This is a genomic window from Lysobacter sp. Soil_N_51, from assembly GCF_057655755.1.
This window is the reverse complement of sequence record NZ_JBDGLR010000004.1, coordinates 200,068-226,233: the sequence shown is the minus strand read 5'-3', so window position 1 is coordinate 226,233 and position 26,166 is coordinate 200,068. Positions and strand designations below refer to the sequence as shown.

Sequence of the window (26,166 nt, the reverse complement as noted above, 5' to 3'; positions counted from 1 at the left end):
GCGCGCGGTTCACCGCGATGCATCCCTACGCACGACGATCGGCAACCGCGCACCCTCGCCCATCGGCTTCATCGCCTACAGCGCACGCGCGGTGTTGATGACGTTGATGCCATTGAAACGCGTCGTGCTCGATCCGTGCGACACCGCCGACACCTGACTCGGTTGGCCCTTGCCGTCGAAGAACGAGCCGCCGAGACGGAAATCGCGTTCGTCGCACACCGCCACGCAGGCGTTCCAGAACTCCGGCGTGCGAATCTGATAGGCCGCGTCCTCGACCATCCCGGTCACTTCGCCGTTCTTGATCTCGAAGAACAACTGGCCACCGAACTGGGCGTTATAGCGCTGCTGGTCGATCGAATACGAACCGCGACCGTGCACATACAGGCCGCGCTCCACGCCCTTGATCATCTGCGCCACGCTCAGCGGCGTCTTGCCCGGCTTCAGCGAAACATTGGCCATGCGCTGGAACTGCACGCTCGACCACGAGTCGGCGTAGCTGCACCCGTGCGACTGCTTGTGTCCGAGGATATGCGCCTCGTCGCGCGTGGCCTGGTAGTCGACCAGGATGCCGTCGCGGATCAGGTCCCATTCGCGGGTCTTGACGCCTTCATCGTCGTAACCGACCGCGCCCAGGCTGCCCGGGCGGGTCTTGTCGGCGACGAAATTGACCACCTCGCTGCCGTAGCGATAACCCTGATCGCGCTTGTCCAAGGTGGCGAAACTGGTGCCGGCGTAATTGGCTTCGTAACCGAGCACGCGATCGAGTTCGAGCGGATGACCAACGTTCTCGTGAATGGTCAGGAACAGATTCGACGGATCGAGCACCAGATCGTATTTTCCCGGCTTCACCGACGGCGCCTTGAGCTTGGCGCGGGCGTGGCCGGCCGCGGCGACCGCGTCGGCCATCACGTCGTAGGAACGGCCGTAGCCGATCAGGCCGCCGGGCAGCGACACCCGCCCAGCCGGATCGGCGTCTAGGTACTCGTAGCCCATGCCCATCGGCGCCGACAAGCCGTCGCGGGTGCGGAACTTGCCGGTGGCCTTGTCGACCGCGGTCGCGGTCAAGGGCAACCAGATGCGATGCACATCCTGATCGATGTAGCTGCCGTCGGTGGACGCGAAATATTTCTGTTCGTTGATCACGAACAAGGTCGAATTGACGTAATCGGCGCCGGCCTTGAGCGCGGCCGCGTTGACCGACAGCAACAGATCGACTTTTTCCTTGATCGGTACCGCCATCGCGTTCTTGCGGATCGGGGTTTTCCACGCGACCTCGCCCACGCCGGCGACCGGCGCGAGCTCGACCTTGCGGGTCTGCGCCCGCGCATTGGCGCGCGCGATCGCCACGGCCTGGCGGGTCGCGCCGGCCACCGCGTCGGGCGTCGACGACGCGGTGGCGGCGAAGCCCCACGCACCTTCGCACAGCACGCGGATGCCTACTCCGGCCGATTCGCCGTTGACGATGTTGCGCACCTGCGCCTCGCGGGTGATCACCGATTGACGCAGATAACGCCCGATGCGCACGTCGCAATAACTCGCGCCGCCTTCGCGCGCCGCGCTCAACGCGGTGTCGGCCAGTAGCCGGCGCTTGGCCTGATCGGCCGGTTCCAGCAGCGCATCGGCCGCGATCGCGCGGCCGTAGGGAAGCGCCAGGCCGGCCAGGCCCAGACCGGTGAAACTGAGGAAATCGCGTCGTTGCACAGGCGGCTCGCACTTAGTGGATCGAACACATCGGAATAAACGTCACGCAACTCACACGGCGATGGCGAGTGGCGGACCGCGACGCGGCCGCGCCACCCGCACGGCGCCGATCAAACCGCGTCCGACAACGAAGTGAAGGTGAAATCGCGCAGCTTCATCGGTGGGATCATCATCACGAAGCCCGACTCGTCGCCGGCCACGCGCACCGGACGGCCGAGCTCCTCGATGTTGTTGAGCATGATCACCGGCGATTCGTTGAAGCGGAAATTCTTCACCGGATGCTTGATCACCCCGTTCTCGATGTAGAAGGTGCCGTCGCGGGTCAGGCCGGTCAGCAGCACGGTCTGCGGATCGACCATGCGGATGTACCAAGTGCGGGTGACCAGGATGCCCTTCTGGGTGCCCTTGATGAGTTCGGCGGTGGACTTGTCGCCGCCGGCCATCAGCAGGTTGCCGGGCGAGCCGATCGCCTTCTTGCCCTGCTTCTTGGCCCAGAAGCGCGAATAATCCAGCGCGGCGACCTTGCCGTTGTCGATGATCGCCATCTTCTCGCGCGGCAGGCCCTCTCTGTCCCACGGCAGCACCGAGGCGCGCGGGTCCCAGGGGTCGGCGCTGATGTTGACGCGCGGGTCGTAGACCAGTTCGCCGAGCTTGTTGCCGCCGCCCTTCTTGGACAGGAAGCTGCGGCCTTCGTCGGCCTGGCGCGCGTCGAAGAAATTCATCATGAACGAGATCAGGCCGGCGGCCGCGGCCGGTTCCAGGATCACCGTGTACTTGCCCGGCTCCAGCGCCTTGGCTTCGGCCGATTCGGTGGCCTTGCGCATGGCGATGCGCACGTCGGCATCGGTCTTGAACTGGCCCGAGTCCTGCAGGTTGCGCCCGACCCAGCCAGAACCGCGGCCGTCTTCGGTGCGCACGGTGCAGGTGTAGTTGAAGTTGGTCGACTGCTGATAGCCGAAGTTGCCCTTGCTGTTGGCGAAGGCGACAAAGCTCTGGCCGTCCTCGAGGAAACCGGCGGCGACGAGCTTGCCGTCGCGGCACGGCGCGATCGAATCGGTCGCGACCTTGGCGCGGAACTCGGGCGTGATCGCCGCGGTGCCGGCGCTGAAGGTCGAGCTGGGCTTGTAGCTCTGCTTGTCGATCGCCGGCATGAACTCGGGGTTTTCCGGCGCCAGTCGCGCCAGGTCCTCGGCGCGGCGGACCACGCGTTCGAGCGCGGCGTCGTCGAACTCGTTGATGGTCGCGGTGCCGGTGCGGTTGCCGAAGGCCACCTGCACGGCCAGGTCGGCGTTGCTGACGATGCCGCTGGTCGACACGTTGTTGAGGGCGAACCGGATGTTGCCGTCGATCGAACCGGTCAGGGTCGCGGTGCATTCATCGGCCTTGGACAGCGCGATGACCTTGTCGAGGATGGCCTTGGACTGCGCTTCGGTAAAAATACTCATTGTCTGATTCTCCTGCGCCGGTCAGCCGAGCTTGCGGGCGGTGTTGATGACGTTGACGCCGTTGAAACGCGCCGTGCTCGAACCATGCGAAACCGCCGAGACCTGGCCGGGCTGGCCCTTGCCGTCGAAGAACGAGCCGCCCAGGCGGTAATCGCTGTCGTCGCAGATCGCGGCGCAGGAGTTCCAGAATTCCGGCGTGCGGATCTGGTAGGCCACGTCCTCGAGCATGCCGGTGATCTTGCCGTTCTTGATTTCGTAGAACAGCTGGCCGCCGAACTGGGCGTTATAGCGCTGCTGATCGATCGAGAACGAACCGGCGCCGACGATGTAGATGCCGTTCTCCACGTCCTTGACCATGTCGGCGACGCTGAGCTTGTTCTTGCCCGGCGCCAGCGAGACGTTGGCCATGCGCTGGAATTGCACCGACGACCACGAGTCGGCATAGCAGCAGCCGTCGGATTCGGTCTTGCCCAGGATGTGGGCCTGATCGCGGATGGTCTGGTAGTCGACCAGGATGCCGTCCTTGATCAGGTTCCAGCGCTTGGTCTTGACGCCTTCGTCGTCGAAGCCGACCGCGCCGAGACTGCCTTCCTGGGTCTTGTCGGCGAACACCGTGACCTGGTCGCTGCCGTACTTGAAGCCGGACTTCTGCTTGTCGAGGGTGGCGAAGCTGGTGCCGGCGTAATTGGCTTCGTAGCCGAGCACGCGGTCGAGTTCGAGCGGATGGCCGATCGATTCGTGAATGGTGAGCCAGGTGTGCGAGGGATCGAGCACGAGGTCGTACTTGCCCGGCTTGACTGTCGGCGCGGTGAGTTTCTGCTGCGCCTGCTTGGCCGCGGCGACCGCGTCGGCGCGCATGTCGTAGGACTTGTTGTAGGCGACCGCGCCGTTGGGCAGCACGATCTTGCCCGAGGCGTCGCCGTCGAGGTATTCGAAGCCCATGCCCATCGGCGCGGACAGGCCGTCGCGGGTGCGGAACTTGCCGCTGGCCTTGTCGATCGCGGTGACCGTCATCGGCGCCCAGATGCGATGCACGTCCTGGTCGATGTAGGAACCGTCGGTGGAGGCGAAGTACTTCTGTTCGTTGACCAGGAACAGCATCGAGTTGACGAAGCTGGCGCCGGCGTTGATCGCCGCGGCGTTGACCCCGAGCAGCAGGTCGGCCTTATCCTTGATCGCCACTTCCATCGCGTTCTTGCGGATCGGGGTCTTCCAGGCGACCTCGCCCACGCCCGGCGCTTTGGCCAGTTCGACCTTGGAGGTCTGGCTCTTGGCGTTGGCGCGCGCGATCGCGGCGGCCTGCTGCGCGGCCTTGGCGACCGCATCGTTGTTGAGCTGGTTGGTGGCGGCGAAACCCCAGGCGCCGTCGACCAGCACGCGGATGCCGATGCCGGTGGATTCGGTGTTCACCACGTTCTGGACCTTGTCCTCGCGGGTGATCACGAACTGGCGCAGATAGCGGCCGATGCGCGCGTCGCAGTAGCTCGCGCCGGCGGCCTTGGCCGCGTTGAGCGCGATATCGGCCAGGGTCTTCTTCCTGGCCACGTCCAACGGCACCAGCAAGGCCTCCGCGGCGATCACGTTGCCGAAGGGAATCATGAGCCCGGCGATGCCGAGCCCGGACATGCTGAGGAAATTGCGTCTATCCACGTGATGGTTCCGCCGTAGTGAGCCCCGCAAGCGCGCTTCGGCGATCGCCAGGCATGGATGAAAGTGACCCCGCCGGAATGTGCGCAGCGTCGTACTTGCACGTCAAGTGCCGAGAGGCGCGCATGAGCATGACCATGGCGTGCGCGACGCATCCATCTGCGCATGAATTACGCTTTGTTTCGCGACTCATGCATTCGAAGCATGACTTTCGACCTAGATGGCATCGCATAGGACATGATCGGCAAACTTGAGGCCCGTCCCCGCCGATGCCTCGATGCAGTTGTGTGAAAAGGCTGAAGCCCGAAGCGCTGTTGAGGGATTCCAGCCCGATGCTCTTCTTTCCGATCGTGCGCCTGAGCGGAAACCTAGGGCCGTGACTCCGGAACCCGGTGCAATATCGGCCTGGGATCGACAGACCGGCGACCGAGACCGCTGCCGTCGCATCGGACCTTAAGTGCGGCGCACAACCGGATTAAGATCACCCGACATCCCTTCGAACTGAACGCGCATGGGCGTCAATGCGGTCTTGCTGGTGCGGCGCGTCTCTGCGTCGCGGGTCACCGAGGATTGGCTCGACGCGCTCTCGGCAGGTCTGTGCCGCGATATCGGTACGGATAATTTCATGATCGAGTGGATGTCGAACGTCGCCGAGTGCCAGGCTACCGTCGAGTGGGACGCGCGCTTCCGTTCTCATCCCTTTCACAGCGCTTGGCTGCACTGCGGCTTCGACGAACCCGAGTACAAGCGTGAACTCCACGAGCTGATGGTGCAGGAAATCGGCGACCGACCGAGCGATCGCCGCAGGGCAATCGAGCCCACGCTGACACTGTACCGCGAGGATAACGATCCGCCGCCGGGATCACTTTACGAACAACTCGGTTCGGATATCGACGCCGACCCCGGCGAGTGCCTGCTTGAGGTCCCTATGTTCGGGCGTTACTACCGCGAGGGTCACGAGCGCGGCGATCCCGAGCTGTACGCCGCCGTGGCCGATTGGCTGGAAGCGCACATCCCCGGCTGCGAGATCTGGTATGGCGGCGACAGTGGCGGAGCGTATATGCAGCCGTTCGGCCAAGAGCGGCGGCGACGGCTGATCGAGTACGCACGGGCTCGCCGCGACTTGCGCCGACGGTGGTGGCCGCCCGCACGCTCGAATTGAAGGTTCAGCCATAACCACGGCAAATCCACCTTCCCGGACGCCGTTCACCTTCCGCATGCGCCCTGCATCGCCAACGTCGCCCAACCGCGCTATGGGCGCTGCCGCCGCCACGCGTTAAGCTTGGCGCATGCAGAAATTCCGGCACTGGATCGACGGTCAGGCGAGCGATGCGGTCGGCGGCCGTTGGCTCGACGTCCACGATCCGGCCAATGCGCAGGCGTATGCCCAGGTCGCCCGCGGCGACGCGGCCGATATCGAGGCTGCCGTGGCCGCCGCGCAGGCCGCGTTCCCCGCCTGGTCGGGCCTGCCCAACAGCGAACGCGCGCACTGGCTGGACACGCTGGCCAATGCGCTGGAAGCGAATCTGGAAGCCTTCGCCCAGGCCGAATCGCGCGACGGCGGCAAGCCGATCGCGCTGGCCCGCAACGCCGAAATCCCGCGCGCCGTGGCCAATCTGCGGTTCTTCGCCCAGGCCGCGACCCAGTTCGCCAGCGAATCCCACCACGGCCAGGCCGGGCTCAACTACACCCTGCGCGCGCCGCTGGGCGTGGTCGCGGCGATCTCGCCGTGGAACCTGCCGCTGTACCTGTTCACCTGGAAGATCGCGCCCGCGCTCGCGGCCGGCAACACCGTGGTCGCTAAACCGTCTGAAATCACCCCGGCCAGCGCCAGCATGCTCGGCGAACTGGCCGCGCAGATCGGTTTCCCGCGCGGTGTGCTGAATATCGTGCACGGGCTGGGGCCGGAGGTCGGCGAGCCGCTGATCGGCCATGCGGCCGTGCGCGCGGTCTCGTTCACCGGCAGCACCGCGGTCGGCCGCCGCATCGCCGCGATCGCCGCACCGCTGCTGCGCAAGGTCTCGCTGGAGCTGGGCGGCAAGAACCCGAGCCTGATCTTCGCCGACAGCGACTGGCGCGCGAACCTGGACACCCTGGTGCGCTCGGCGTTCCAGAACTCCGGGCAGATCTGCCTGTGCGGCTCGCGCATTTTGATCGAGCGTTCGATCTACGACGAGGTCCGCGATGCGCTCGTCGAACGCGTCGAGGCATTGAAGATCGGCGAACCGTCCGATGAAACCGCCGCGCTCGGCCCACTGGTGTCGCAGGCGCATTACGACAAAGTCGTCGCGGCCTTGAACCGCGCCCGCGACGAGGACGGCCGGATCCTGTGCGGTGGCGCGGCGCTGGACCGTCCCGGTTGGTACGTCGCGCCGACTCTGATCGAGGGCCTGGGTCCCGACTGCGCGAGCAATCGCGAGGAAATCTTCGGTCCGGTGGCGACTCTGCAGGCCTTCGACGACGACGAACACGCGCTGGCCCTGGCCAATGCCAGCGACTACGGCCTGTGCGCGTCGCTGTGGACCCGCGATCTCAATCGCGCCCACCGCCTCGCCGCGCGGCTCAACGTCGGCATGGTCTGGATCAACACCTGGCTGCAACGCGACCTGCGCACGCCGTTCGGCGGCACCGGCGCGTCCGGCCTCGGCCGCGAAGGCGGCGCCGAGGCGATGCGTTTCTTCACCGACGCCAAGAACGTCGGCCTTCATCTGGGATGAGTGCTGCATGAGTACCAAGGATTCAAATTCCGACAGTTCCGACCTGACCGGCGCGGTCAACACCGCCGCTTCGATCACCTTGGACGAACTGCTCGAACGCAACCGCGAGTGGTCCGAGCGGGTCAACGCCGAAGACCCGGACTTCTTCAATCGCCTGTCGCAACAACAGGCGCCCGAATACCTGTGGATCGGCTGCTCGGATTCGCGCGTGCCGGCCAACCAGATCATCGACATGGCCCCGGGCGAGGTGTTCGTCCATCGCAACATCGCCAACGTCGTGGTCCACACCGACCTCAACTGCCTGTCGGTGATCCAGTTCGCGGTCGACGTGCTCAAGGTCAAGCACATCATCGTGGTCGGCCATTACGGCTGCGGCGGCGTGCATGCGGCGTTGCACGGGTTGCGCGTGGGCCTGGCCGACAACTGGATCCGCCATGTCGGCGACGTCGCCGACAAGCACGCCGACTGCATCGCCCACGTCCACCAAAGCGAGCGCCACGATCGCCTGTGCGAACTCAACGCGATCGAGCAGGTGCAGAACGTGTGCATGACCACGATCGTGCGCGACGCCTGGAGCCGCGGACAGCCGCTCAGCGTGCATGGCTGGGTCTACAGCCTGCGCAACGGCCGGGTCCACAACACCGGCATGGACGTGGATTCGTTCGACGCCCTGCAGTCGGCCTACGCCCGCGCGATCGCCACGGTACACGCCACCCACGGCGGATCGCCGCGATGAGCGATTCGCACGGCAACGGCAGCGTCCACGCCGACGGCGCGCCCAAGCCGGTCGGCTCGTACCCGCATGCGCGCCGGGTCGGCGAGCTGTTGTTCCTGTCCGGGATCGGGCCGCGCGACGCGGCCAGCAACGCAATCGTCGGCAATGTCCACGACGCGCAGGGCCGGCTGATCGCCTACGACATCGAACTGCAATGCCGCGCGGTGTTCGCCAACGTGCGCGCGGTGCTCGAAGCCAGCGGCGCGGGCTGGGACGATCTGGTCGACGTGACCGTGTACCTGACCGACATGGCCCGCGACTTCACGGTCTACAACGCGGTGTGGGCGGAGTATTTCCCCGATATCGACCGCGCCCCGTGCCGGACCACCCTGGGTATCACTGCCCTGCCGACCCCGATCGCGATCGAACTCAAATGCATCGCGCGCCTGCGCGGCGCGGCAACGGAGTAACCGCATGCTTCCCGCACCGCTCAACCTCGCCGCCTGGATCGACGAACACCGCCACCTGCTCAAGCCGCCAGTCGGCAACAAGGTGATCTACGTCGGCGACTTCATCGTCATGGTGGTCGGCGGGCCGAACCAGCGCACCGATTACCACTGGGACGAAGGCCCGGAGTGGTTCTACCAGCTCGAAGGCGAGATGGTGCTGCGCATCCAGGAAGACGGTGCCGTGCGCGACATCCCGATCCGCGCCGGCGAAATCTTCCTGCTGCCGCCGCGGGTGCCGCATTCGCCGCAGCGCATGCCCGACTCGGTCGGGCTGGTGATCGAGCGCAAGCGCCTGGCGCACGAAGACGACGGCCTGATGTGGTTCTGCGAACAATGCAACCACAAGATCTACGAAGAATATTTCCACCTGCACAATATCGAGACCGATTTCCCGCCGGTATTCGAACGCTTCTATTCCTCGCGCGAGCATCGGACCTGCGGTAACTGCGGCCATCTGAACCCGGCGCCGGGCCGCTACGTGATGCCCGACACCTGAGACCGCGATGCTCAAGATCGACACCCACGCCCATTACCTGCCGCGCGACTGGCCCGACCTGGCGCGCAAGTACGGCGACGACCGTTTCCCGGTGATCCACCACACCGACGACGGCCGCCATCGCATCTACAAGGACGGCAAGTTCTTCCGCGAGATCTGGTCCAAGACCTGGGACCCGCAGGAACGCGTCGACGATTACGCGCGCTTCGGCGTGCAGGTGCAGGTGATCAGCACCGTGCCGGTGATGTTCAGTTACTGGGCCAAGGCCAACCAGGCGCTGGACCTGCATCAATCGCTCAACGACCACATGGCCGCGACCTGCCGCGAGCATCCGCGCCATTACGCCGGCATCGGCACGGTACCGCTGCAATCGCCGCGTCTGGCGGTGCAGGAACTCGAACGCTGCATGGACCAACTCGGTCTGCAGGGCTGCCAGATCGGCAGCCACGTCAACGACTGGAATCTCGACGCGCCCGAATTGTTCGAATTCTTCGAAGCCGCCGCCGATCTGGGCGCGGCGATCCTGGTCCATCCCTGGGACATGATGGGAACGCCGAGCATGCCGAAGTATTGGCTGCCTTGGCTGGTCGGCATGCCCGCCGAGCAATCGCGCGCGGCCTGCTGCCTGGTGTTCGGCGGCGTGCTAGAACGCCTGCCGAAGTTGAAGATCTGCCTGGCCCACGGCGGCGGCAGCTTCCCCTACACCATCGGCCGGATCGAACACGGCTTCAACATGCGCCCGGACCTGGTCGCCACCGACAACCCGCGTAATCCGCGCGATTATCTCTCGCAGCTGTATTTCGACTCGTGGGTCGCCGATCCGCGCGCGCTGCAATACCTGCTCGACACCTGCGGCGTGTCGCGGGTGATGCTCGGCACCGACTATCCGTTCCCGCTCGGCGAACAATCGCCCGGCGCCGGCATCGCCTCGCTGAATCTGGACGAGACCGATCAGACGCGGCTGTACCACGGCACCGCGCTGGAATGGCTCGGTCTGTCGAAAGCACGGTTCGATTGACGGCGCCGACGCCGGCCATCGCATCAGCGCCACCGATGCGTGGCCTCTCTCACTTCACTCGTACGCCCGCGCAGCGAACCTGCCCTGACCTCATGACCGAACCGCACTCACCCGCCCACGCCGCCGCCCTCGACGCGGCCGATCCCTTGCCGACCCTGCGCGCGGAATTCCTGATCCCGCGTCACGCGGATGAGGAGCAAGCTTACTTCGTCGGCAATTCGCTCGGCCTGCAACCGCGCGGTGCGCGCGCCCGCGTCGAGGAGGTGCTGGACAAGTGGGCGATGGAAGCGGTCGAAGGCCATTTCACCGGCCAGGCGCAATGGATGTCGTACCACGAACTGGTGCGCGAACCGCTGGCGCGGCTGGTCGGCGCGCTGCCGAGCGAAGTGATCGCGATGAACTCGCTGACCGCGAATCTGCACCTGATGATGGTCAGCTTCTACCGCCCCACCCGCGAACGTCCGGCGATCCTGATCGAGGCCGGCTCGTTTCCGTCCGACCGTTATGCGGTGGCCTCGCAGATCGCCTTCCATGGCTTCGATCCCGACACCGATCTGATCGAGATCGAGCCCGATGAGCCCGGCGGGCTGATTTCGATGGCGAGCATCGAGCGCGCGATCGCCGAACACGGGCCGCGTCTGGCGCTGGTGCTGTGGCCGGGCGTGCAATACCGCAGCGGCCAGGCCTTCGACCTCGACGCGATCGTGCGGCTGGCGCATGCGCAGGGCGCGGTGTGCGGCTTCGATCTCGCGCACGGCGTGGGCAATCTGGAGCTGGGCCTGCATGACAGCGGCGTCGATTTCGCGGTGTGGTGCCATTACAAATATCTGAACTCCGGTCCCGGCGCGGTCGCCGGCTGCTTCGTCCACGAGCGTCACGCGCGCAGCGAGTTGCCGCGTTTTGCCGGTTGGTGGGGGCACGAAGCAACGACCCGGTTCCGCATGGGCCCGCAGTTCGTGCCGACCCCGGGCGCGGAAGGCTGGCAGCTGAGCAACCCGCCGATCCTCGGCCTGGCGCCGCTGCGCGCCTCGCTGGACCTGTTCGACCGCGTCGGCATGCGCGCCCTGCGCGAAAAATCCCTGCGCCTGACCGGTTACCTGGACACGCTGATCCGCGCGCGTCTGGCCGACACCCTCGACATCGTGACTCCGACCGATCCGGCTCAGCGCGGTTGCCAGCTGTCGTTGCGGGTGATCGGCGGTCGCGGGCTGAGCGGCCGCGCCGCGGGCCGCGATCTGTTCGACTACCTGGCACGCAACGGCGTGCTGGGCGACTGGCGCGAACCGGACGTGATCCGGATTTCGCCGGCGCCGCTCTATAACACGCACGGGGACGTGTCGCGGTTTGTGGCGGCGGTTGAGGGTTGGAGGGGGGCCTAAGCTTCAGCCATAAACGCGTAACTCCAAGACCGTCATTCCCGCGAACGCGGGAATCCAGCGACTTTAGCCCTCAAGGACGAGGCATGAACAAACAACCCGCCGTTTACCTCATGGCCAGCAGCCGCAACGGCACCTTGTATATCGGCGTCACGGGTGACTTAGTGCAACGCGCATGGCAGCATCGGGAACACGTCACCCAGGGATTCGCCCAACGCTACGACGTACATCAACTGGTCTGGTTCGAATTGCACGAAACATTCGCAAGCGCCATCACTCGTGAGAAGCAGATAAAGAAATGGCGACGAGAGTGGAAAGTCGATCTGATCGAAACAAGCAATCCGTATTGGCTCGACCTGTGGCCTGGCTTGCTGGCGCCGTGACGGAAGTCGCTGGATTCCCGCGTTCGCGGGAATGACGGTCTTGGAGTTTCGCCCCTTTGCTGGAACATCATCGGTACTCGCCTGAAGGCTCACGCTCCTTGAACGCACCCACCCACCCCAAACACATCACCCTCATCGGCGCGGGCCTCGCCGGCGCCTTGCTCGCCACCCTGCTCGCGCGGCGCGGCTGGCAGGTGGACGTGTACGAGAAACGCGGCGATCCGCGCCTGCAGGGCTACCAGGGCGGGCGTTCGATCAATCTTGCCCTGGCCGAGCGCGGCCGGCATGCGCTGCGTCTGGCCGGCGCGGACGAGGCGGTGATGGCGCAGGCGGTGATGATGCGCGGGCGCATGGTGCATTTTCTCGACGGACGCACCGATCTGCAGCGCTACGGCCGCGACGACAGCGAGGTCATCTGGTCGGTGCATCGCGGCGAATTGAACCTGATCCTGCTGCAGATCGCCGAAGACGCCGGGGCCAGGCTGCATTTCCATCGTGGCCTGAGCGAGGTCGATTTCGACCGGCGCATCGCCCGCTTCGTCGACGATCGCGACGGCGCTTCGCACGAAATCGTCTTCGACAGCCTGGTCGGCGCCGACGGCGCGGGCTCGGCGCTGCGTGGGGCGATGAAGCAGGCCGCCGATCTGGGCGAGCGCACCGAGTTCCTCGGCCATTCCTACAAGGAACTGGAAATCCCGCCCTCGCCCGACGGCGGTTTCAGCATCGAACCCAATGCCCTGCATATCTGGCCGCGCGGCCGCTACATGTGCATCGCGCTGCCGAACGACGAACGCACCTTCACCGTCACCTTGTTCCTGCCCAACGAAGGCGATCCGAGTTTCCAGACCATCCGCGACGGCGCAGACGCGCGCGCATTGTTCGAACGCGACTTCGCCGATGCGCTGCCGCTGATTCCGAACCTCGAACACGATTTCGAACACAACCCGGCCGGCCTGTTGGCGACCTTGTACCTGGACCGCTGGCATCTGGACGATCGCGCGGTGCTGCTCGGCGACGCCGCGCACGCGATGGTGCCGTTCCACGGCCAGGGCATGAACTGCGCGTTCGAAGATTGCGTCGCCCTGGCCGAGCGCCTGCTCGCCGACGACGATCGCGCCGCGGCTTTCGCGGCGTTCCAAGAGCAGCGCCTGCCGAGCGCGCGCGCGATCCAGGCGATGGCGCTGGAGAACTATCTGGAAATGCGCGACCGCGTCGACAACGACGATTACCTGCTGCAGCGCGCGCTGGAGCACGAACTGGCCCAGCGCCATCCGGAACGTTTCATGCCGCGTTACGCGATGGTGACCTTCCACCGCATGCCGTACGAGGTCGCGTTCGAACGCGGCCAGCGCCAGCGCGAGTTGCTGGTCGAACTGACCGCCGGCCACGACCGCTTGGACACGCTCGACTGGGACCGCGTCGACGCGCTGGTGCACGAACGCCTGTCGCCCCTGCCCACGGACGAATGAGCGCCGACTGACCATGCCCGCCAGCTTCCTGTTCTACGATCTGGAGACCTACGGCTCCGATCCGCGCACCACCCGCATCGCCCAGTTCGCGGCGATCCGCACCGACGCCGACCTTAACCAGATCGACACCCCGATCAGCGTGTTCGTCAAACCCGCCGACGACCTGCTGCCCTCGCCGATCGCCACCGTCATCACCGGGATCGCGCCGCAGGACGCGCTGCGCGACGGTGTCAGCGAAGCCGAGATCTTCGCGCTGATCTTCGACGAAATGGCGCGGCCGGAAACCTGCAGCGCCGGCTATAACTCGCTACGTTTCGACGACGAGTTCGTGCGTTACGGGCTGTTCCGCAATTTCTACGATCCGTACGAACGCGAGTGGCGCGGCGGCAATTCGCGCTGGGACCTGCTCGACGTGCTGCGGCTGGCGCATGCGCTGCGACCCGACGGCGTCGTCTGGCCCAAGCGCGAGGACGGCGCGACCTCGTTCAAGCTCGAACACCTCGCCGAGGCCAATGGGGTGCGCGAAGGCGACGCTCACGAGGCACTGTCGGACGTGCGCGCGCTGATCGGCATCGCCCGCAAGTTCAAGACCGCCCAGCCCAAGTTGTGGGAATACGCGCTGCGTCTGCGCGACAAGCGCTTCGCCGGCTCGCTGCTCGACGTGATCGCGATGACCCCGGCCCTGCATGTGTCGCAGCGCTATCCGGCCGCGCGCATGTGCGCAGCGCCGGTGATCCCGCTGGCCCGCCATCCGCGCATCGACAACCGCGTGCTGGTGTTCGATCTGGCCCAGGACCCGGCCGCGCTGCTGCGCCTGGCGCCCGACGAAATCGCCGACCGCCTGTACACGCCGACCGCCGACCTGCCCGAAGGCGAGGAACGCATCGCGCTCAAAGAAGTGCATCTGAATCGCTGCCCGGCCTTGATCGCCTGGAATCATCTGCGACCGGCCGATTTCGAGCGCCTGCAGATCGATCCGGCCCAGGTCGAACGCCATGCTGCGCAGGTCCGCGAGGCCGGGCCGGAACTGGTCGAAAAAGTCCGGCGGGTGTATGCGAACGATCGCGCGCGCGATCCTTCCGACGTCGACGCTTCGCTGTACGACGCTTTCATCGGCGACGGCGACAAGCGCTTGTTCCGCAACGTGCGCACCACCGCGCCCGAAGCGCTGGCCCAGGCCGCGTTCGAATTCCGCGACACGCGCCTGCCCGAATTGCTGTTCCGCTACCGCGCGCGCAACTGGCCGCAGACCCTCAGCGCGGCCGAGCGCGAGCGTTGGGACGCCTACCGTCGTCATCGCCTGGTCGACGACTCGGGCCTGTCGGAATTCAACTTCGAGCGCTTCGCGATCGAGTTGCAGCAAGCCCGCGCGATGGTCGGTGAAGACGGGGCCAAACAGGCTCTGCTCGATCGGCTTGAAGACTGGGCCGGCGCGATCGAGCGCGATCTGAACGCTTCAGGGTGAACCGCGGCGGCTGCGTGTGCGCGCGCAAGGCCGCGATTCGGCTCGGCGTCTCTTGGATTTTGCGTATCCATCGCTATTTTGTGGGGATCGAACGAATCCGCCGCGGACCCGCCGCGACACAGGCCGATGACCTGGACGCCGCACGCCATCGTTCGCCCGACCTTTCGCTCCGAGCTTTCGAGACTGCCGCATGAGCCGATACTTCTCCGATGCCAGCTTCAAGTTCCTGCGTTCGCTGGCGCGCAACAACAATCGCGAATGGTTCCACGAGCACAAGGCCGCCTACGAGAGCCATGTGCGTGGCCCGTTCCTGCGTTTGTTGACCGATCTGCAGCCGGCGCTGGCCGAGATCAGCCCGCATTACCGCAGCGAGCCCAAGAACGTCGGCGGTTCGCTGTTCCGCATCCATCGCGACACCCGTTTCGCCAACGATAAGGCGCCGTACAAGAGTTGGCAGGGTGCGCGCCTGTTTCATGAGCGCAAGCGTCAGGTCGAGGCGCCGTCGTTCTACATCCACCTGCAGGGCGGCGAATGCTTCATCGCTTCGGGCGTGTGGCATCCCGAGCCCGATTCGTTGCGCAAGATCCGCCACTTCGTGCTCGACAACCCGGGAAGTTGGAAGGCGGCCGCGCACGATCCCAAGTTCCGTAAGCGCTACGACCTCGACGACAGCGAGATGCTGACCCGCGCGCCGCGCGGTTTCCCGGCCGAGTTCGAATTCGCCGAGGATTTGCGACGCAAGAACTTCGTGGCGTTGCGGTCGATCGACGACGAGACCATGACTGGGCCGCGGTTGCTCAAGACGCTGGAGAAAGATCTGGCAGGGCTGGCGCCGTTTACCGACTACTTGTGCGCGGCGTTGGATCTGGAGTTCTGAAGTCCGATTCCAGCACCGACCGCGGCGCACGACCGTCGCGCAGAACTGCATGCGGTCGATCTCGCAGGCCCGCTGCGAATCGGCGGCGGGGTCTCCGCCGCCGATCCGCGACAACGCTTGCGACTACGGGCAGTTGAGATAGGTCACGTGGACCGAATCGCCGAACTCGCCTTCGCTGTTGAAAAAGCCGTCGCAATCGCGCTGCGCCCAGCCTACTTCGGCGCCGTTGCGGTAATAGGTATGACGTTCGCCGATCTCGACCCGGATGATATTGGCCGAAGCGGTGGTGACGATCGCGATCAAGGCCAGTCCCAGGCCGAACAGCAGCTTCTTGCTTCGCATATCTCAGCTCCTTGCTGTGGATGCCGGCTGGGTTGCCGGCGGGCCGATGCTAGCAGTGCGGTGTCGGGGTGGTTGCCGGGACGCGGGATGGTGTTCGCGGGGCGCTGTTGACGATTGGGTTCCGGGGCTAAAAGCGAATCCCCCCTGCCCCCCTTTTCCAAAGGGGGGAACAGCAAAGGCCTTCGTGGCGGTAGATCGGGGCGACGTTCTGCTGGCATGAGAAAACGTCGCCCCGATCTGCCTGTGCGAGATGCATTGATCATGACGATGCACGGCCGAGCGAATCACTGAGTCATGCAATCGCACGCGAATCCCATCGCCCACTTTGTAAAAGGGGGCAAGCGCCCGGCGCGAGCACGAAGCTGAAGCGTTCCGCAGCGCGGGGGATTCGCTTTTGCTTTTGCAGTTGCTTGGCTCTACCCGCGATACCAGCAATAAACCCACGCAAACGCGCCGCAAATCGTTCCCGACAAACCCCATGCTTCCGGTATCGTGACCGCTCAACCCCACACCGCCGCGAGCCGCGCTTGCCTCCCGCAGAATTCCGCCGCTACGCGCTGTTCTACCTGGGCTACTACGGCGCACTAGGCGCCTACACCCCGTACATCGGCCGCTGGGTCAGCGCCAACGGCCACGGCGGTTATGCGGTCGGGGCGATGCTGGCGCTGTGGTACGGCGGCCGCATCCTGGCGCCGCCGACCTGGGCGCGGCAGGTCGCGCGCAGTCCCGCGCCGGGGCATTGGCTGGTCGCCGGCTGCACCCTGGCGCTGGCGGTGTTCGCCGGTTTCACCCGCTTCGACCACGGCCTGATGCTGTTCGTGGTCATGGGCGTGTTCGCGCTGTTCTTCAACGCGGTGATGCCGCAGTTCGAGGCCATGACCTTGAACGCGCTGGGCACGCGCAATCACGACTACGGCAAGATCCGCATGTGGGGCTCGGTCGGTTTCCTGCTGGTCGCGGCGAGCTACGGCTGGCTGCTCGACCGGCTCGGCAACGATGCCTTCGTCTGGCTCACCCTGCCATGGCTGGCCTTGACCGCCGCGGCCGCATGGCTGCACCGCGCCGATCCGCCCTCGCCGGCGATCGATCCGGGCGTGGCGCGCGAACGCCTGTGGCGACGCCCCGGCACGCGCCGCCTGCTATGCACCGCGCTGCTGATGCAACTGGGTTTCGGCCCGTTCTATGTGTTCTACACCCTGCAACTGCAGGCGCACGGCCACGACGGTTTCGCGGTCGGGCTGCTGTGGGCGATCGGGGTGATCTGCGAGATCGCGATGTTCTGGCAGGCGCCGCGACTGGTGCAGCGTTTCGGCGCGCACAAGCTGATGGCCGCCTGTCTGATCGCGACCGCGTTGCGCTGGACCCTGGTGGCGTTCTTCGCCGACTCCTTCGCCTGGATGGCGTTGGCCCAGACCGGACATGCGCTGAGCTTCGCGGCCTTCCACGCCGGCTGCATGCGGCGCATGGCCGAGCTGTTCCCGGCGCGGCGCGACATGGCCTCCGCGCAAGGCATGCTGTACGGCTTCAGCGGCGGCATCGGCGGTGTGCTCGGCGCCGGCATGGCGGCATTCGCCTGGCAACACGGCGGCGGTGCCGCGGCGTTCGTGGCTGGTGCGGCTTGTGCGTTGATCGCGCTGTGCGTGCATCTGGCCACGCAGCGATTTGCGCGGCCGGTGCCTGCCTGAGATAAGCATCCCGCTACAGCGAACGCTGATCCGCCTCATCGTCCAACCAGTTTCCGCATCGCTCCCTGCGGCTTCTGTACCGCGACTGCGCCAGCAATGCCATCGGACAAATCACGCCGCACACGCCTTGTCGGCGATCGCGCTGACCTGGCGTGTTGCGATGGTCCCCGGCGCCCACTTGCGCTGGCGTTTTCCGCAACTGTGCGCACCGTCGTTTCGCGATCGACCCGCGGTCACGCTTTGCTTCGATTGCATGGCGCATTGCCGCATGACAGCAACATTCGGCTACGTATGCTCGGTCGACCGCCGCGCAGGGACGCCGCGGCCAACGACCGGGGGCATGCGGGCACGACGCCGGCGCAGGACGTTCTCGGCAATCGGGGAGGATTCATGGATAAGTTTTCAATCGCGCGGCGGCCCTTGGCCGCGGCGATGTTGGCGGCCGCATCGTTGATCGCCGCGCCCTTGGCCGCGAACGCCGCCACCGGCGTCGCCTTCGTGCACGGCACCGGCAATCAGAGCAACGCGTATCAGGACTACTGGCAACCGGCGATGGTCGACAGCGTGCGCGGCGGACTGGCCAATCCGTCCAATTACGTCGTCATCAACTGCGATTTCGAGCAGTACATGTGGGACAGCCGCGCCGCCGGTTGCCTCGCCCAACAGCTGACCAGTTTCATCAGCGCCAAGGGCATCACCCAACTGATCGTGATCACCCATTCCAACGGCGGCAACGTGATGCGCTGGATCATGTCGAACCCGACCTACGACAGCCGCTATCCGAACATCATCAGCAAGATCGTGCGGGTCAACGCGATCGCGCCGTCCTCGGCCGGCACGCCGCTGGCCGATGCGGCGATGAACGGCAACGGCTTCGAACAGGCGGTGGGCTGGTTGCTGGGCTACAAGTCCGACGCGGTCAAGATGCAGCAGGTCAGCTGGATGGCGACCTACAACGCCAACAATCTGTACGGCACCTCCGGTCGTCCCGCGTTGCCGAAAACCTTCCGCAGCGTGGTCGGCACCGACGTGGATTCCTCGCCGTTCGACAGCGACAGCTACTGCGGCGGCTATCCCGAGAACGTCGGCCTGGAAACCACCCAGAACTGGTTGAACAGCTGTTCCGACGGCTTTCTGAACTGCTCCAGCCAGTCGGCCGCGGGCAGCGTGTGGTTTCAGGACAAGCAGCGCACCGCCGGCGCCGAACCGCTCAGCCACAACCAGAGCCGGCGCGCCTGCTTCAACCTCAACACCATCCTGCGCAGCGACATGACCCCATGAGGCCGACGACCATGCGAACCCTTTTGACCCTCGCTTTGCTCGCCGCGCTGTCGAATGCACATGCAGCCGATGCGCCGATGCTGCCGGCGACGACATCCGATCAAGTGCCGCAACGTCTGGCGGTGCTGGCCGCGCCGAAGAACGCGGCCGAACGCGCGCCGGTGCAGTTTTCCTGGGCGCTCGATCCCAACGCCGCGCTGACCAGCGACGCGAAACCGGCGGTGATCGAAAGCCGCGAGTACTGGCAGGAAACCGACGGCGCCGCGCTGCAACGCGGGCTCGATATCGCCACCAGCGCGCCGGGCGCGTTGATCCGGGTCAGCCCGGTCACCGGCGCGGCCAAGGTTTCGGCCGATTCGGTGCGGATCAGCCGCGCCGGTCGCACGGTCAGCGCGGCCAAGCGCACCGACGCGGCGCAGTTGCAGTCCGCCGGGCTGGCGGTCGGCGAAGGCACCGCCGCGGTGCAGTTGGCCGACGATGCCGGCGCCGGGCATTACGCGGTGCAGGTCGCGCAGGCGCGCGGCCGCTACGTGGTGCACGTGTTCGAACCGCGCAGCGAGGTGCGTCTGCTCGCGGCGTTGAGTCACGACCATGGCCTGGCCGGTAGCAGCCGCGAAGTGGTGGTCGACCTGCAACGCGGCGATACCCGGCTCAAGGCCCAGGGCGGCGCCTTGCTGGTCGCGCCGTCGGGTCGCAGCTGGCCGTTGAGCCTGAAGGACGGAGGCGATGGCAGGTTGCGCGCGTCGGTGACCTTGCCGACCGATGCCGGCGAGCAGCCGCCGGGCCTGTGGGAAGTGCAGGTATTCGCCGGCGACGGCGAGATCCAGCGCGACGCGCGTACCGCGATCGCGGTGGCGCAGCCGACCGCCAAACTGGATGGCGGCTATCGTTTCGACGCGGCCAAGCTGAGTTTCGACCTGCCCTTGCGCGCGGCTTCGCCGGGCCGTTACGAAGTGCGCGGCACCTTGTACGCCACCGGTCCCGGCCGCGTACTGCGTCCGGTCGCGATCGCGCACAGCGCCCGCTGGCTGGATGGCGGCGCGGGTCGGATCGAACTCGCGTTCGACCGTTCGCAATTGGCTAAGGGCTATGGCGCGCCGTACGAATTGCGCGATGTCGAGCTCAACGATCAGAGCCGGTTGGCGCCGGTGGAGCGCCGGCAGCGGGTGGCGCGGATCGCGCGGTGATTCAACCAAGCCCCTCTCCCGCTTTGCGGGAGAGGGGTTGGGGTGAGGGCACGCAGAATCGCACGCCACGCATCAAGCTTCTCGCGCGCCCTCATCCGCCCTTCGGGCACCTTCTCTCGCAAGCGGGAGAAGGACTCCGGCATGGCACCGGTGTAAGCAAGGGACGTTCCGTGCTCACCTCTTAAGCCCTGGTAACCCCAGCGGCGCTACTCTGGCCATCCGCAACCCGGACTGCCTTCGATGAAGAAATGGATCGCCCTGCTCGTCCTCGTCCTGGCCCTGCTGCTCGGCTATGTCGCCGCAGGCCCGTTCCTCACCGTCCATGCGATCCGCACCGCGGTCAAGGAAGGCAACACCGGCGAGCTGTCCAAGCACGTCGACTTCGCCGCGATCCGGCTCAGCCTGAAGGCTCAGGTCGAGGACTACATCGTCCGCCGCGCCGGTCCGCAGGTGCAGTCCAGCCTGTTCGGCGCGCTGGGCCTGAGCGTGGCCAGCGGTCTGGCCGGCACCGCGGTCGATGCGATCGCCACGCCGATGGGCATCGGCGCGGTGCTCGAAGGCCGCAAGGTATTCAAGCGCTTCGACGGCAGCGCCGCCCGCCGCGACGTCTACGAACCGGTGGCGCCGGCCGAGCCGCTCAAGGACCTGCAGTACCGCTATGAATCGCCATCGCGCTTCACCGCCACGGTCAACAACGCCGACGGCGATCCGGTGGTGTTCGTGCTGACCCGCAAGGGCCTGAACTGGCAGGTCACCGACGTGCGTTTGCCGATGGACAAGCTGCTGCCCTGAATCTGGCCGAGCCCGGATCTGGCGGTCGCCACGAGAGTGCCTAGAGTCCGACCATGGCATCACCCCGCTCGCGCTGGCTTGGATATTGCGACAGCGTGCATACTTCGCGCGGGCCCGCTTCGGTTCACCGCGGCGGGCTGGGACAGGCTAGTCCCGTATCGATCGCCACCTCAGTACCCCTTTGGACAGGAACGCCATGAAAACCATCTTCTGCGCCGCGGCACTCGGCCTGCTCGGCCTCGCCTCTTTCGCCGCCAACGCCCAGGGCGAGTGCGACAAGTACCGCACCAGCTACGACAAGACCTACTGCTTTGCCAAGCTGTTCCTGGAGTCGGACAAGGAGCTCAACACCGCCTACAAGGATCTGCGCGCGGTGGCCAAGGAAGCCGCGAACCAGAAGCTCAAGGCGACCCAGTTGGACTGGATCAAGTACCGCGACGCCACCTGTGAGTCCTCGGGCAGCATCAACGTGGACTGCAACTACCGGGTCAACCGCGAGCGCACCGAGTACCTGCGCGACCGCGCCCGCGAGTGCAAGGCCGGCACCTGCCGCGACGAGATGATCGGCAAGAAGTCCTGGAACTGATCGGGTCGCGAGCGCTTCGTTCGTGTTCGTATCGATCGAGGCGATGGTGATGTCGACCGACGCGATGGATTGAGCGCGTTCGGCGGTTTCGCGAATGCATAACGGCGGGTCGGAAACGGCCTGCCGTTTTTATTTGGGCCGATGGTGGTGGCCGGCGGCGCGCCTCGCGTCGATTGCGTCGGCAAGCGAGGTGTCGCGGTCGCGGCTCGCGCCGCTCCTACAGGGCGTGATCGAGGTTTCGTATCCCCCTGTAGGAGCGGCGCGAGCCGCGACCGCGCCCCATCGATTACCGCGAACGCAACCGCCGCGCCATGCAACCCGAGTACGCGCTTTTGCCCCTTTGCAAGTAGGGGGAACCGGTCTGACGGGGTTTGCCTCGAACTCGATCGTTCATCGCCCATCGTTCAACGCCGGCCGCCGATCGCAACCGCCGTCAACCGAACTCAAATACACCCACCCCTCAGCGATTCGCAACCCCATGCGGCACATGCCCCGCCGCAACGTGATCGCGCGCCGACAAAATGTTGTGCTCGGAATCATCGAAGAAGATATCGGCACCGAACGCTTCCAGGAACGGGCCCTTGGAACGCCCGCCGAGGAACAGCGCTTCGTCCAGGCGGATGCCCCACTCGCGCAGGGTGCGGATCACCCGCTCGTGCGCCGGCACCGAGCGCGCGGTCACCAGCGCGGTGCGGATCGGCGCGTCCTGGCCGACCGGGAACGCTTTCTGCAGGCGATGCAAGGCGTCCAGGAAGCCGCGGAACGGCCCGCCCGACAGCGGTTCGCCGGCATGGCTGCGCTCGTGTTCGGCGAATGCGGCCAGGCCGCCCTCGCGCGAGACCCGCTCGCCTTCGTCGTCGAAGATCACCGCGTCGCCATCGAAGGCGATGCGCAGTTGATCCGGACGCAGATGCGGCGCCAGCCGCGACGGCGGGATCGCCGGCAGCAGAGTCGCCGCGGCGACTCCGGCCGCCAGCGCGGCGCTGACGTCCTCGGCGTTGGCCGACAGGAACAGGTCGGCGCCGAACGGGCGGATGTAGGGAAACGGCGGCGCGCCGTTGCTGAACGCCGCGCGCTTGATCGACAGGCCGTGATGGGCGATCGAATTGAAGATGCGCAGGCCGCTGTCGGCCGAATTGCGCGAGATCAGGATCACCTCGACCCGCGGCGCCTCGGCCGGCGCGCCCGCGTTGAGCGCGAGCAGCTTGCGCACCAGCGGGAACGCGATGCCCGGGCGCAGCACATCGTCCTCGTGCTCGCGCTGGAAATCGGCATAGGCGTCGATGCCCTCGCGTTCGAACAGCGAATGGCTCTCTTCCATGTCGAACAGGGTTCGCGAGGAAATCGCGACGATCAGGGGGTCGGCATCACGGTCGGGCATGTGGCTATTAGAACAGGAGTGAGTGGAGAGGAGTGAGGAACGAGTAAGAGCCGTTGGCACTCGGCCTGCGTGGAACCCTCGAAACTCGGTCATGCCTGAAATCGCGTGAGCCGGTGGTGCCAGGAGCGAGTGAAGAGGAGTGAGGAACGAGTTAGAGCCCGTCGCTACTCACTACTCACTCCTCACTCCTCTCCACTCGTTTCTAGGTCCTGCTATGGTTCCGCACCGCCTCCTGGCCCGGAACCGCCCATGTCGCCCAGCCCCGCCGCTCCCGCCGCCGACGCCTCCAAGCTCGGCCATGCCCTGAAATCGCGCCAGCTGGTGATGATGGGCCTGGGCAGCGCGATCGGCGCCGGCTTGTTCCTCGGCTCGGGCCTGGGCGTGCAGACCGCCGGGCCGGCAGTACTGCTGTCGTATCTGATCGCCGGCGTGCTGGTCATCATCGTGATGCGCGCGCTCGGCGAAATGGCCGCGCTGCGGCCCACCAGCGGCGCGTTCTCGGTCTACGCCGCCGATGCGATGGGACCGACCGCCGGCGCCACCCTGGGCTGGCTGTGGTGGGCGCAGCTGGTGATCGTGATCGCGGCCGAATCGGTCGGCGCCGCCGGCCTGTTGGCGACGGTGTGGCCGTCGTTGTCGGTGGCGACCACCTCGCTGGTGTTCATGAGCGTGTTCACCGCGATCAATCTGCTCGGCGTGCGCCATTTCGGCGAATTCGAATTCTGGTTCGCGATCCTTAAAGTCGTGGCGATCCTGGCCTTCATCGCGATCGGCGCGGCGCTGCTGCTGGGGCTGCTGCCCGACGTGCCCTCGCCGGGCCTGGGCAATTTCACCGAGCACGGCGGCTTCGCGCCCAAGGGCTGGGGCGGCATCGGCGCGGCCTTGCTGCTGGTGGTGTTCGCGTTCGGCGGCACCGAGATCGTCGCGGTCGCCGCGGCCGAAACCCAGGACCCCGAACGCAGCATCACCCAGGCGATCCGCACCGTCGCCTGGCGCATCCTGGTGTTCTACATCGGCTCGCTGGCGGTGATCATCGCGGTGGTGCCGTGGACCAGCGAGGCGCTGAAATCGCCGTTCGCGGCGGTGCTGGACGCGGCGCGGATTCCGGGCGCGGGCACGGCCATCACCTTGGTCGCGGTGGTCGCCCTGCTGTCTGCGCTCAACGCCAATCTGTACGGCGCCTCGCGAATGATCTATTCGCTGGCCGAACGCGGCGAAGCGCCGCGCGGGCTCGCGCGCCTGACCGGCAACCGGGTGCCGGTGATCGCGGTGCTGGCGAGCGTGGCGTTCGGCTTCATCGCCACCGGCCTGGAATTGCTGTATCCGGACAAGGTGCTGCCGGCGCTGCTCAACGTGGTCGGTTCGACCTGTTTGCTGGTGTGGACCTTGTCGCTGGTCGCGCAGCTGATCCTGCGCCGCCGCGCCGACCGCGCCGGGGTCGTGCTGCCGTTCAAGATGTGGGCATTCCCGTACGTGACCTGGCTGGGCCTGGCCATTCTCGGCATGGTGTTCGTGCTGGCGCTGGTTACCGAGGGTTCGCGGACCCAGTTGCTGTCGACCGTGGTGCTGACCCTATGTATCGCCGGGATCAGCGAGATCGCACGGCGGATGCGGGCACGGGGTTGAGGTTGCTCTACCTTCGCGCCTGCGATCCGATCAGTTAAACGACTTCACATATGAAGCGTAATTGCTTGAATTTTATCGACTTACAAACTTAATGTAAGTTCTTAAGTCAGGCGCCAAGCATTCACTGCTCCGCCCATCGACGACTGGCGCGGTGATGCCTCAATCGGCCGCCGAGCCATCCCCGGCCAACAGGCGCTCCAACCCGGCGAGCAGCTGCTTGCGCTGCGCCGAGTCCAGTCCGTCCAGCTGCAACTTGAGCGAGCCCGGCTGGCGCCAGTAGAACCCGACGCCCAGGGTCTGCCCGCCTTGCCCGTCGTGCCAGATCAACAGGCCGCCGTCATCGAGAAACGGCCGCGCCTGATCGGCCGAGGCCAGCACCTGCACGTCGCCCTCGCCGTCAATGCCGCTGATCCGCCCGGCGGCGTCGGTCAGGCGCCAGCCCAACTCCGGCAACCCGGACAGAACCCGCTCGGCGTGGTCGGCGGCAATCAGGACTTCGTATCCGCTCATCGGCGCATCAACCGCTGGTGAACTGCTCGATCAGCATCCGCTCTTCCAGGTTGTGCTCCGGATCGAACAGCAAGGTGACCGTGCGGTCGCGCGATTCGCGGATCATGACTTCGACCACGTCGCGCACTTCGTGCGAGTCGGCGGTGGCGCTGACCGGGCGCTTGTAGGGATCGAGCACGCGAAAGCGCACTTCGGTGTCGGCCTTGAGCAAGGCGCCGCGCCAGCGCCGCGGACGGAACGCGGCGATCGGGGTCAAGGCGATCACCGCCGAACCCAGCGGCAGGATCGGCCCGTGCGCGGAGAAGTTGTAGGCGGTGCTGCCGGCCGCGGTCGCGACCAGCACGCCGTCGCAGATCAGTTCGTCGAGCCGGGTCTGGCCATTGAGGTCGATGCGCACGTGCGCGGCCTGACGGGTCTGGCGCAGCAACGAGACTTCGTTATAGGCCAGCGAACCGAAGGTCGCGCCCGATTCGGTTTGGGCGACCATTTCCAGCGGACGCAGCACCGCAGGTTCGGCCGCGGCGAGGCGTTCGAACAGATCGCCGGCGCCGTCGGCGTATTGATTCATGAGGAAACCGACCGTGCCCAGCTTCATGCCGTACACCGGTTTGCCGAGCGCGCCGTGGCGATGCAGGGTCTGCAGCATGAAGCCGTCGCCGCCGAGCGCGACCAGCACGTCGGCGTCGTTGGGTTCGTGCTGTTCGTGCTGGGCGATCAGCGCGCTCAAGGCGCGTTGCGCTTCGTCGGTGTGACTGGCGAGGAAGGCGATGCGTGGCGTCGCGGTCATCGGCGGCTCCGGGAGGATGGGATCAGCATAACCCGTGGGCCATAAAAGAACCCTTGGCAAAGCCCCCCCTTCTCCCGCCCCGCGGGAGAAGGTGCCCGAAGGGCGGATGAGGGCGCGCGAAAGTGAGCGAAGACGCACGATATGCAGCATGGCGTGCCCTCACCCAACCCT

General features: G+C 66.2%; 24 protein-coding genes. 17 read left to right on the top strand and 7 right to left on the bottom strand.

What is annotated here, in order from left to right:
- Positions 1-75: 75 nt before the first annotated feature.
- The 3 genes from AC3A4T_RS08725 to AC3A4T_RS08715 form a co-directional block, all read right to left on the bottom strand.
- Positions 76-1,701, bottom strand: coding sequence for a TldD/PmbA family protein (locus AC3A4T_RS08725; protein WP_487675025.1), 1,626 nt, complete (start codon positions 1,699-1,701; stop codon positions 76-78).
- A 110-nt stretch (positions 1,702-1,811) separates the two neighbouring features.
- Complete coding sequence (locus tag AC3A4T_RS08720) at positions 1,812-3,146, bottom strand: TldD/PmbA family protein (protein ID WP_487675024.1); 1,335 nt, start codon at positions 3,144-3,146, stop codon at positions 1,812-1,814.
- A gap of 21 nt (positions 3,147-3,167) precedes the next feature.
- Complete coding sequence (locus AC3A4T_RS08715; RefSeq protein ID WP_487675023.1) at positions 3,168-4,796, bottom strand: TldD/PmbA family protein; 1,629 nt, start codon at positions 4,794-4,796, stop codon at positions 3,168-3,170.
- Between the two features lie 508 nt (positions 4,797-5,304).
- On the opposite strand from AC3A4T_RS08715, the gene AC3A4T_RS08710 reads away from it, so the two are divergent.
- The 11 genes from AC3A4T_RS08710 to AC3A4T_RS08660 all read left to right on the top strand — a co-directional run bounded on the left by AC3A4T_RS08710 (position 5,305) and on the right by AC3A4T_RS08660 (position 15,818).
- Positions 5,305-5,955, top strand: a complete 651-nt coding sequence (locus AC3A4T_RS08710) for a hypothetical protein (RefSeq protein WP_487675022.1) — start codon at positions 5,305-5,307, stop codon at positions 5,953-5,955.
- A 127-nt stretch (positions 5,956-6,082) separates the two neighbouring features.
- Positions 6,083-7,510 (top strand): aldehyde dehydrogenase, encoded by a 1,428-nt coding sequence (locus AC3A4T_RS08705; protein WP_487675021.1) that lies wholly within the window; start codon positions 6,083-6,085, stop codon positions 7,508-7,510.
- 7 nt (positions 7,511-7,517) lie between these two features.
- Positions 7,518-8,246, top strand: coding sequence for a carbonate dehydratase (gene can / locus AC3A4T_RS08700; protein WP_487675020.1), 729 nt, complete (start codon positions 7,518-7,520; stop codon positions 8,244-8,246).
- Positions 8,243-8,695 carry a RidA family protein gene (locus tag AC3A4T_RS08695; protein WP_487675019.1) on the top strand — a complete coding sequence of 151 codons (453 nt, stop codon included), beginning with the start codon at positions 8,243-8,245 and terminating at the stop codon, positions 8,693-8,695. Before can ends, AC3A4T_RS08695 begins: the two co-directional genes overlap by 4 nt.
- Before the next feature lie 4 nt (positions 8,696-8,699).
- The gene (locus AC3A4T_RS08690) at positions 8,700-9,230 is read left to right on the top strand and encodes a 3-hydroxyanthranilate 3,4-dioxygenase (RefSeq protein WP_487675018.1); all 531 of its coding nucleotides are present in this window, start codon (positions 8,700-8,702) and stop codon (positions 9,228-9,230) included.
- A gap of 7 nt (positions 9,231-9,237) precedes the next feature.
- Positions 9,238-10,248 (top strand): amidohydrolase family protein, encoded by a 1,011-nt coding sequence (locus tag AC3A4T_RS08685; protein ID WP_487675017.1) that lies wholly within the window; start codon positions 9,238-9,240, stop codon positions 10,246-10,248.
- 92 nt (positions 10,249-10,340) lie between these two features.
- Positions 10,341-11,627, top strand: a complete 1,287-nt coding sequence (kynU, locus tag AC3A4T_RS08680) for a kynureninase (protein WP_487675016.1) — start codon at positions 10,341-10,343, stop codon at positions 11,625-11,627.
- Between the two features lie 83 nt (positions 11,628-11,710).
- Positions 11,711-12,007 (top strand): GIY-YIG nuclease family protein, encoded by a 297-nt coding sequence (locus AC3A4T_RS08675; RefSeq protein WP_487675015.1) that lies wholly within the window; start codon positions 11,711-11,713, stop codon positions 12,005-12,007.
- A 98-nt stretch (positions 12,008-12,105) separates the two neighbouring features.
- Positions 12,106-13,476 (top strand): FAD-dependent oxidoreductase, encoded by a 1,371-nt coding sequence (locus AC3A4T_RS08670; protein WP_487675014.1) that lies wholly within the window; start codon positions 12,106-12,108, stop codon positions 13,474-13,476.
- A 13-nt stretch (positions 13,477-13,489) separates the two neighbouring features.
- Positions 13,490-14,941, top strand: a complete 1,452-nt coding sequence (gene sbcB, locus AC3A4T_RS08665; RefSeq protein WP_487675013.1) for an exodeoxyribonuclease I — start codon at positions 13,490-13,492, stop codon at positions 14,939-14,941.
- A gap of 190 nt (positions 14,942-15,131) precedes the next feature.
- Complete coding sequence (locus tag AC3A4T_RS08660; RefSeq protein WP_215494495.1) at positions 15,132-15,818, top strand: DUF2461 domain-containing protein; 687 nt, start codon at positions 15,132-15,134, stop codon at positions 15,816-15,818.
- Positions 15,819-15,941: 123 nt separating this feature from the next.
- Here the strand turns inward: AC3A4T_RS08660 and AC3A4T_RS08655 are convergent, their stop codons facing one another.
- Positions 15,942-16,160: a hypothetical protein gene (locus AC3A4T_RS08655; RefSeq protein WP_487675012.1), complete on the bottom strand. Its 219-nt coding sequence runs from the start codon at positions 16,158-16,160 to the stop codon at positions 15,942-15,944.
- Positions 16,161-16,687: 527 nt separating this feature from the next.
- Here AC3A4T_RS08655 and AC3A4T_RS08650 point away from each other — a divergent pair.
- The 5 genes from AC3A4T_RS08650 (at position 16,688) to AC3A4T_RS08630 (ending at position 21,691) form a co-directional block, all read left to right on the top strand.
- On the top strand, positions 16,688-17,845 hold the full coding sequence (locus AC3A4T_RS08650; RefSeq protein WP_487675011.1) for an MFS transporter: 1,158 nt from the start codon (positions 16,688-16,690) through the stop codon (positions 17,843-17,845).
- 432 nt (positions 17,846-18,277) lie between these two features.
- Entirely contained in the window at positions 18,278-19,126 is an 849-nt protein-coding gene (locus AC3A4T_RS08645) for an alpha/beta hydrolase family protein (RefSeq protein ID WP_487675192.1), read from the top strand.
- Between the two features lie 11 nt (positions 19,127-19,137).
- Entirely contained in the window at positions 19,138-20,313 is a 1,176-nt protein-coding gene (locus AC3A4T_RS08640; protein WP_487675010.1) for a DUF4785 domain-containing protein, read from the top strand.
- 240 nt (positions 20,314-20,553) lie between these two features.
- On the top strand, positions 20,554-21,105 hold the full coding sequence (locus tag AC3A4T_RS08635) for a DUF2939 domain-containing protein (RefSeq protein WP_487675009.1): 552 nt from the start codon (positions 20,554-20,556) through the stop codon (positions 21,103-21,105).
- Positions 21,106-21,301: 196 nt separating this feature from the next.
- Positions 21,302-21,691, top strand: coding sequence for a lysozyme inhibitor LprI family protein (locus tag AC3A4T_RS08630; protein WP_036104107.1), 390 nt, complete (start codon positions 21,302-21,304; stop codon positions 21,689-21,691).
- 460 nt (positions 21,692-22,151) lie between these two features.
- Here AC3A4T_RS08630 and AC3A4T_RS08625 read toward each other — a convergent pair whose 3' ends face one another.
- Positions 22,152-23,072: a 5'-nucleotidase gene (locus tag AC3A4T_RS08625; protein WP_487675008.1), complete on the bottom strand. Its 921-nt coding sequence runs from the start codon at positions 23,070-23,072 to the stop codon at positions 22,152-22,154.
- A gap of 249 nt (positions 23,073-23,321) precedes the next feature.
- Here AC3A4T_RS08625 and AC3A4T_RS08620 point away from each other — a divergent pair, with 249 nt between their 5' ends.
- A complete protein-coding gene (locus AC3A4T_RS08620) occupies positions 23,322-24,698 on the top strand; it encodes an amino acid permease (protein ID WP_487675007.1) in 1,377 nt (458 codons plus the stop codon).
- Positions 24,699-24,857: 159 nt separating this feature from the next.
- Here the strand turns inward: AC3A4T_RS08620 and AC3A4T_RS08615 are convergent, their stop codons facing one another.
- Together AC3A4T_RS08615 and AC3A4T_RS08610 are read right to left on the bottom strand one after the other, a co-directional pair.
- Entirely contained in the window at positions 24,858-25,208 is a 351-nt protein-coding gene (locus AC3A4T_RS08615) for a hypothetical protein (protein WP_487675006.1), read from the bottom strand.
- A gap of 7 nt (positions 25,209-25,215) precedes the next feature.
- Positions 25,216-25,995, bottom strand: coding sequence for an NAD kinase (locus AC3A4T_RS08610; protein ID WP_487675005.1), 780 nt, complete (start codon positions 25,993-25,995; stop codon positions 25,216-25,218).
- Positions 25,996-26,166 lie beyond the last annotated feature (171 nt).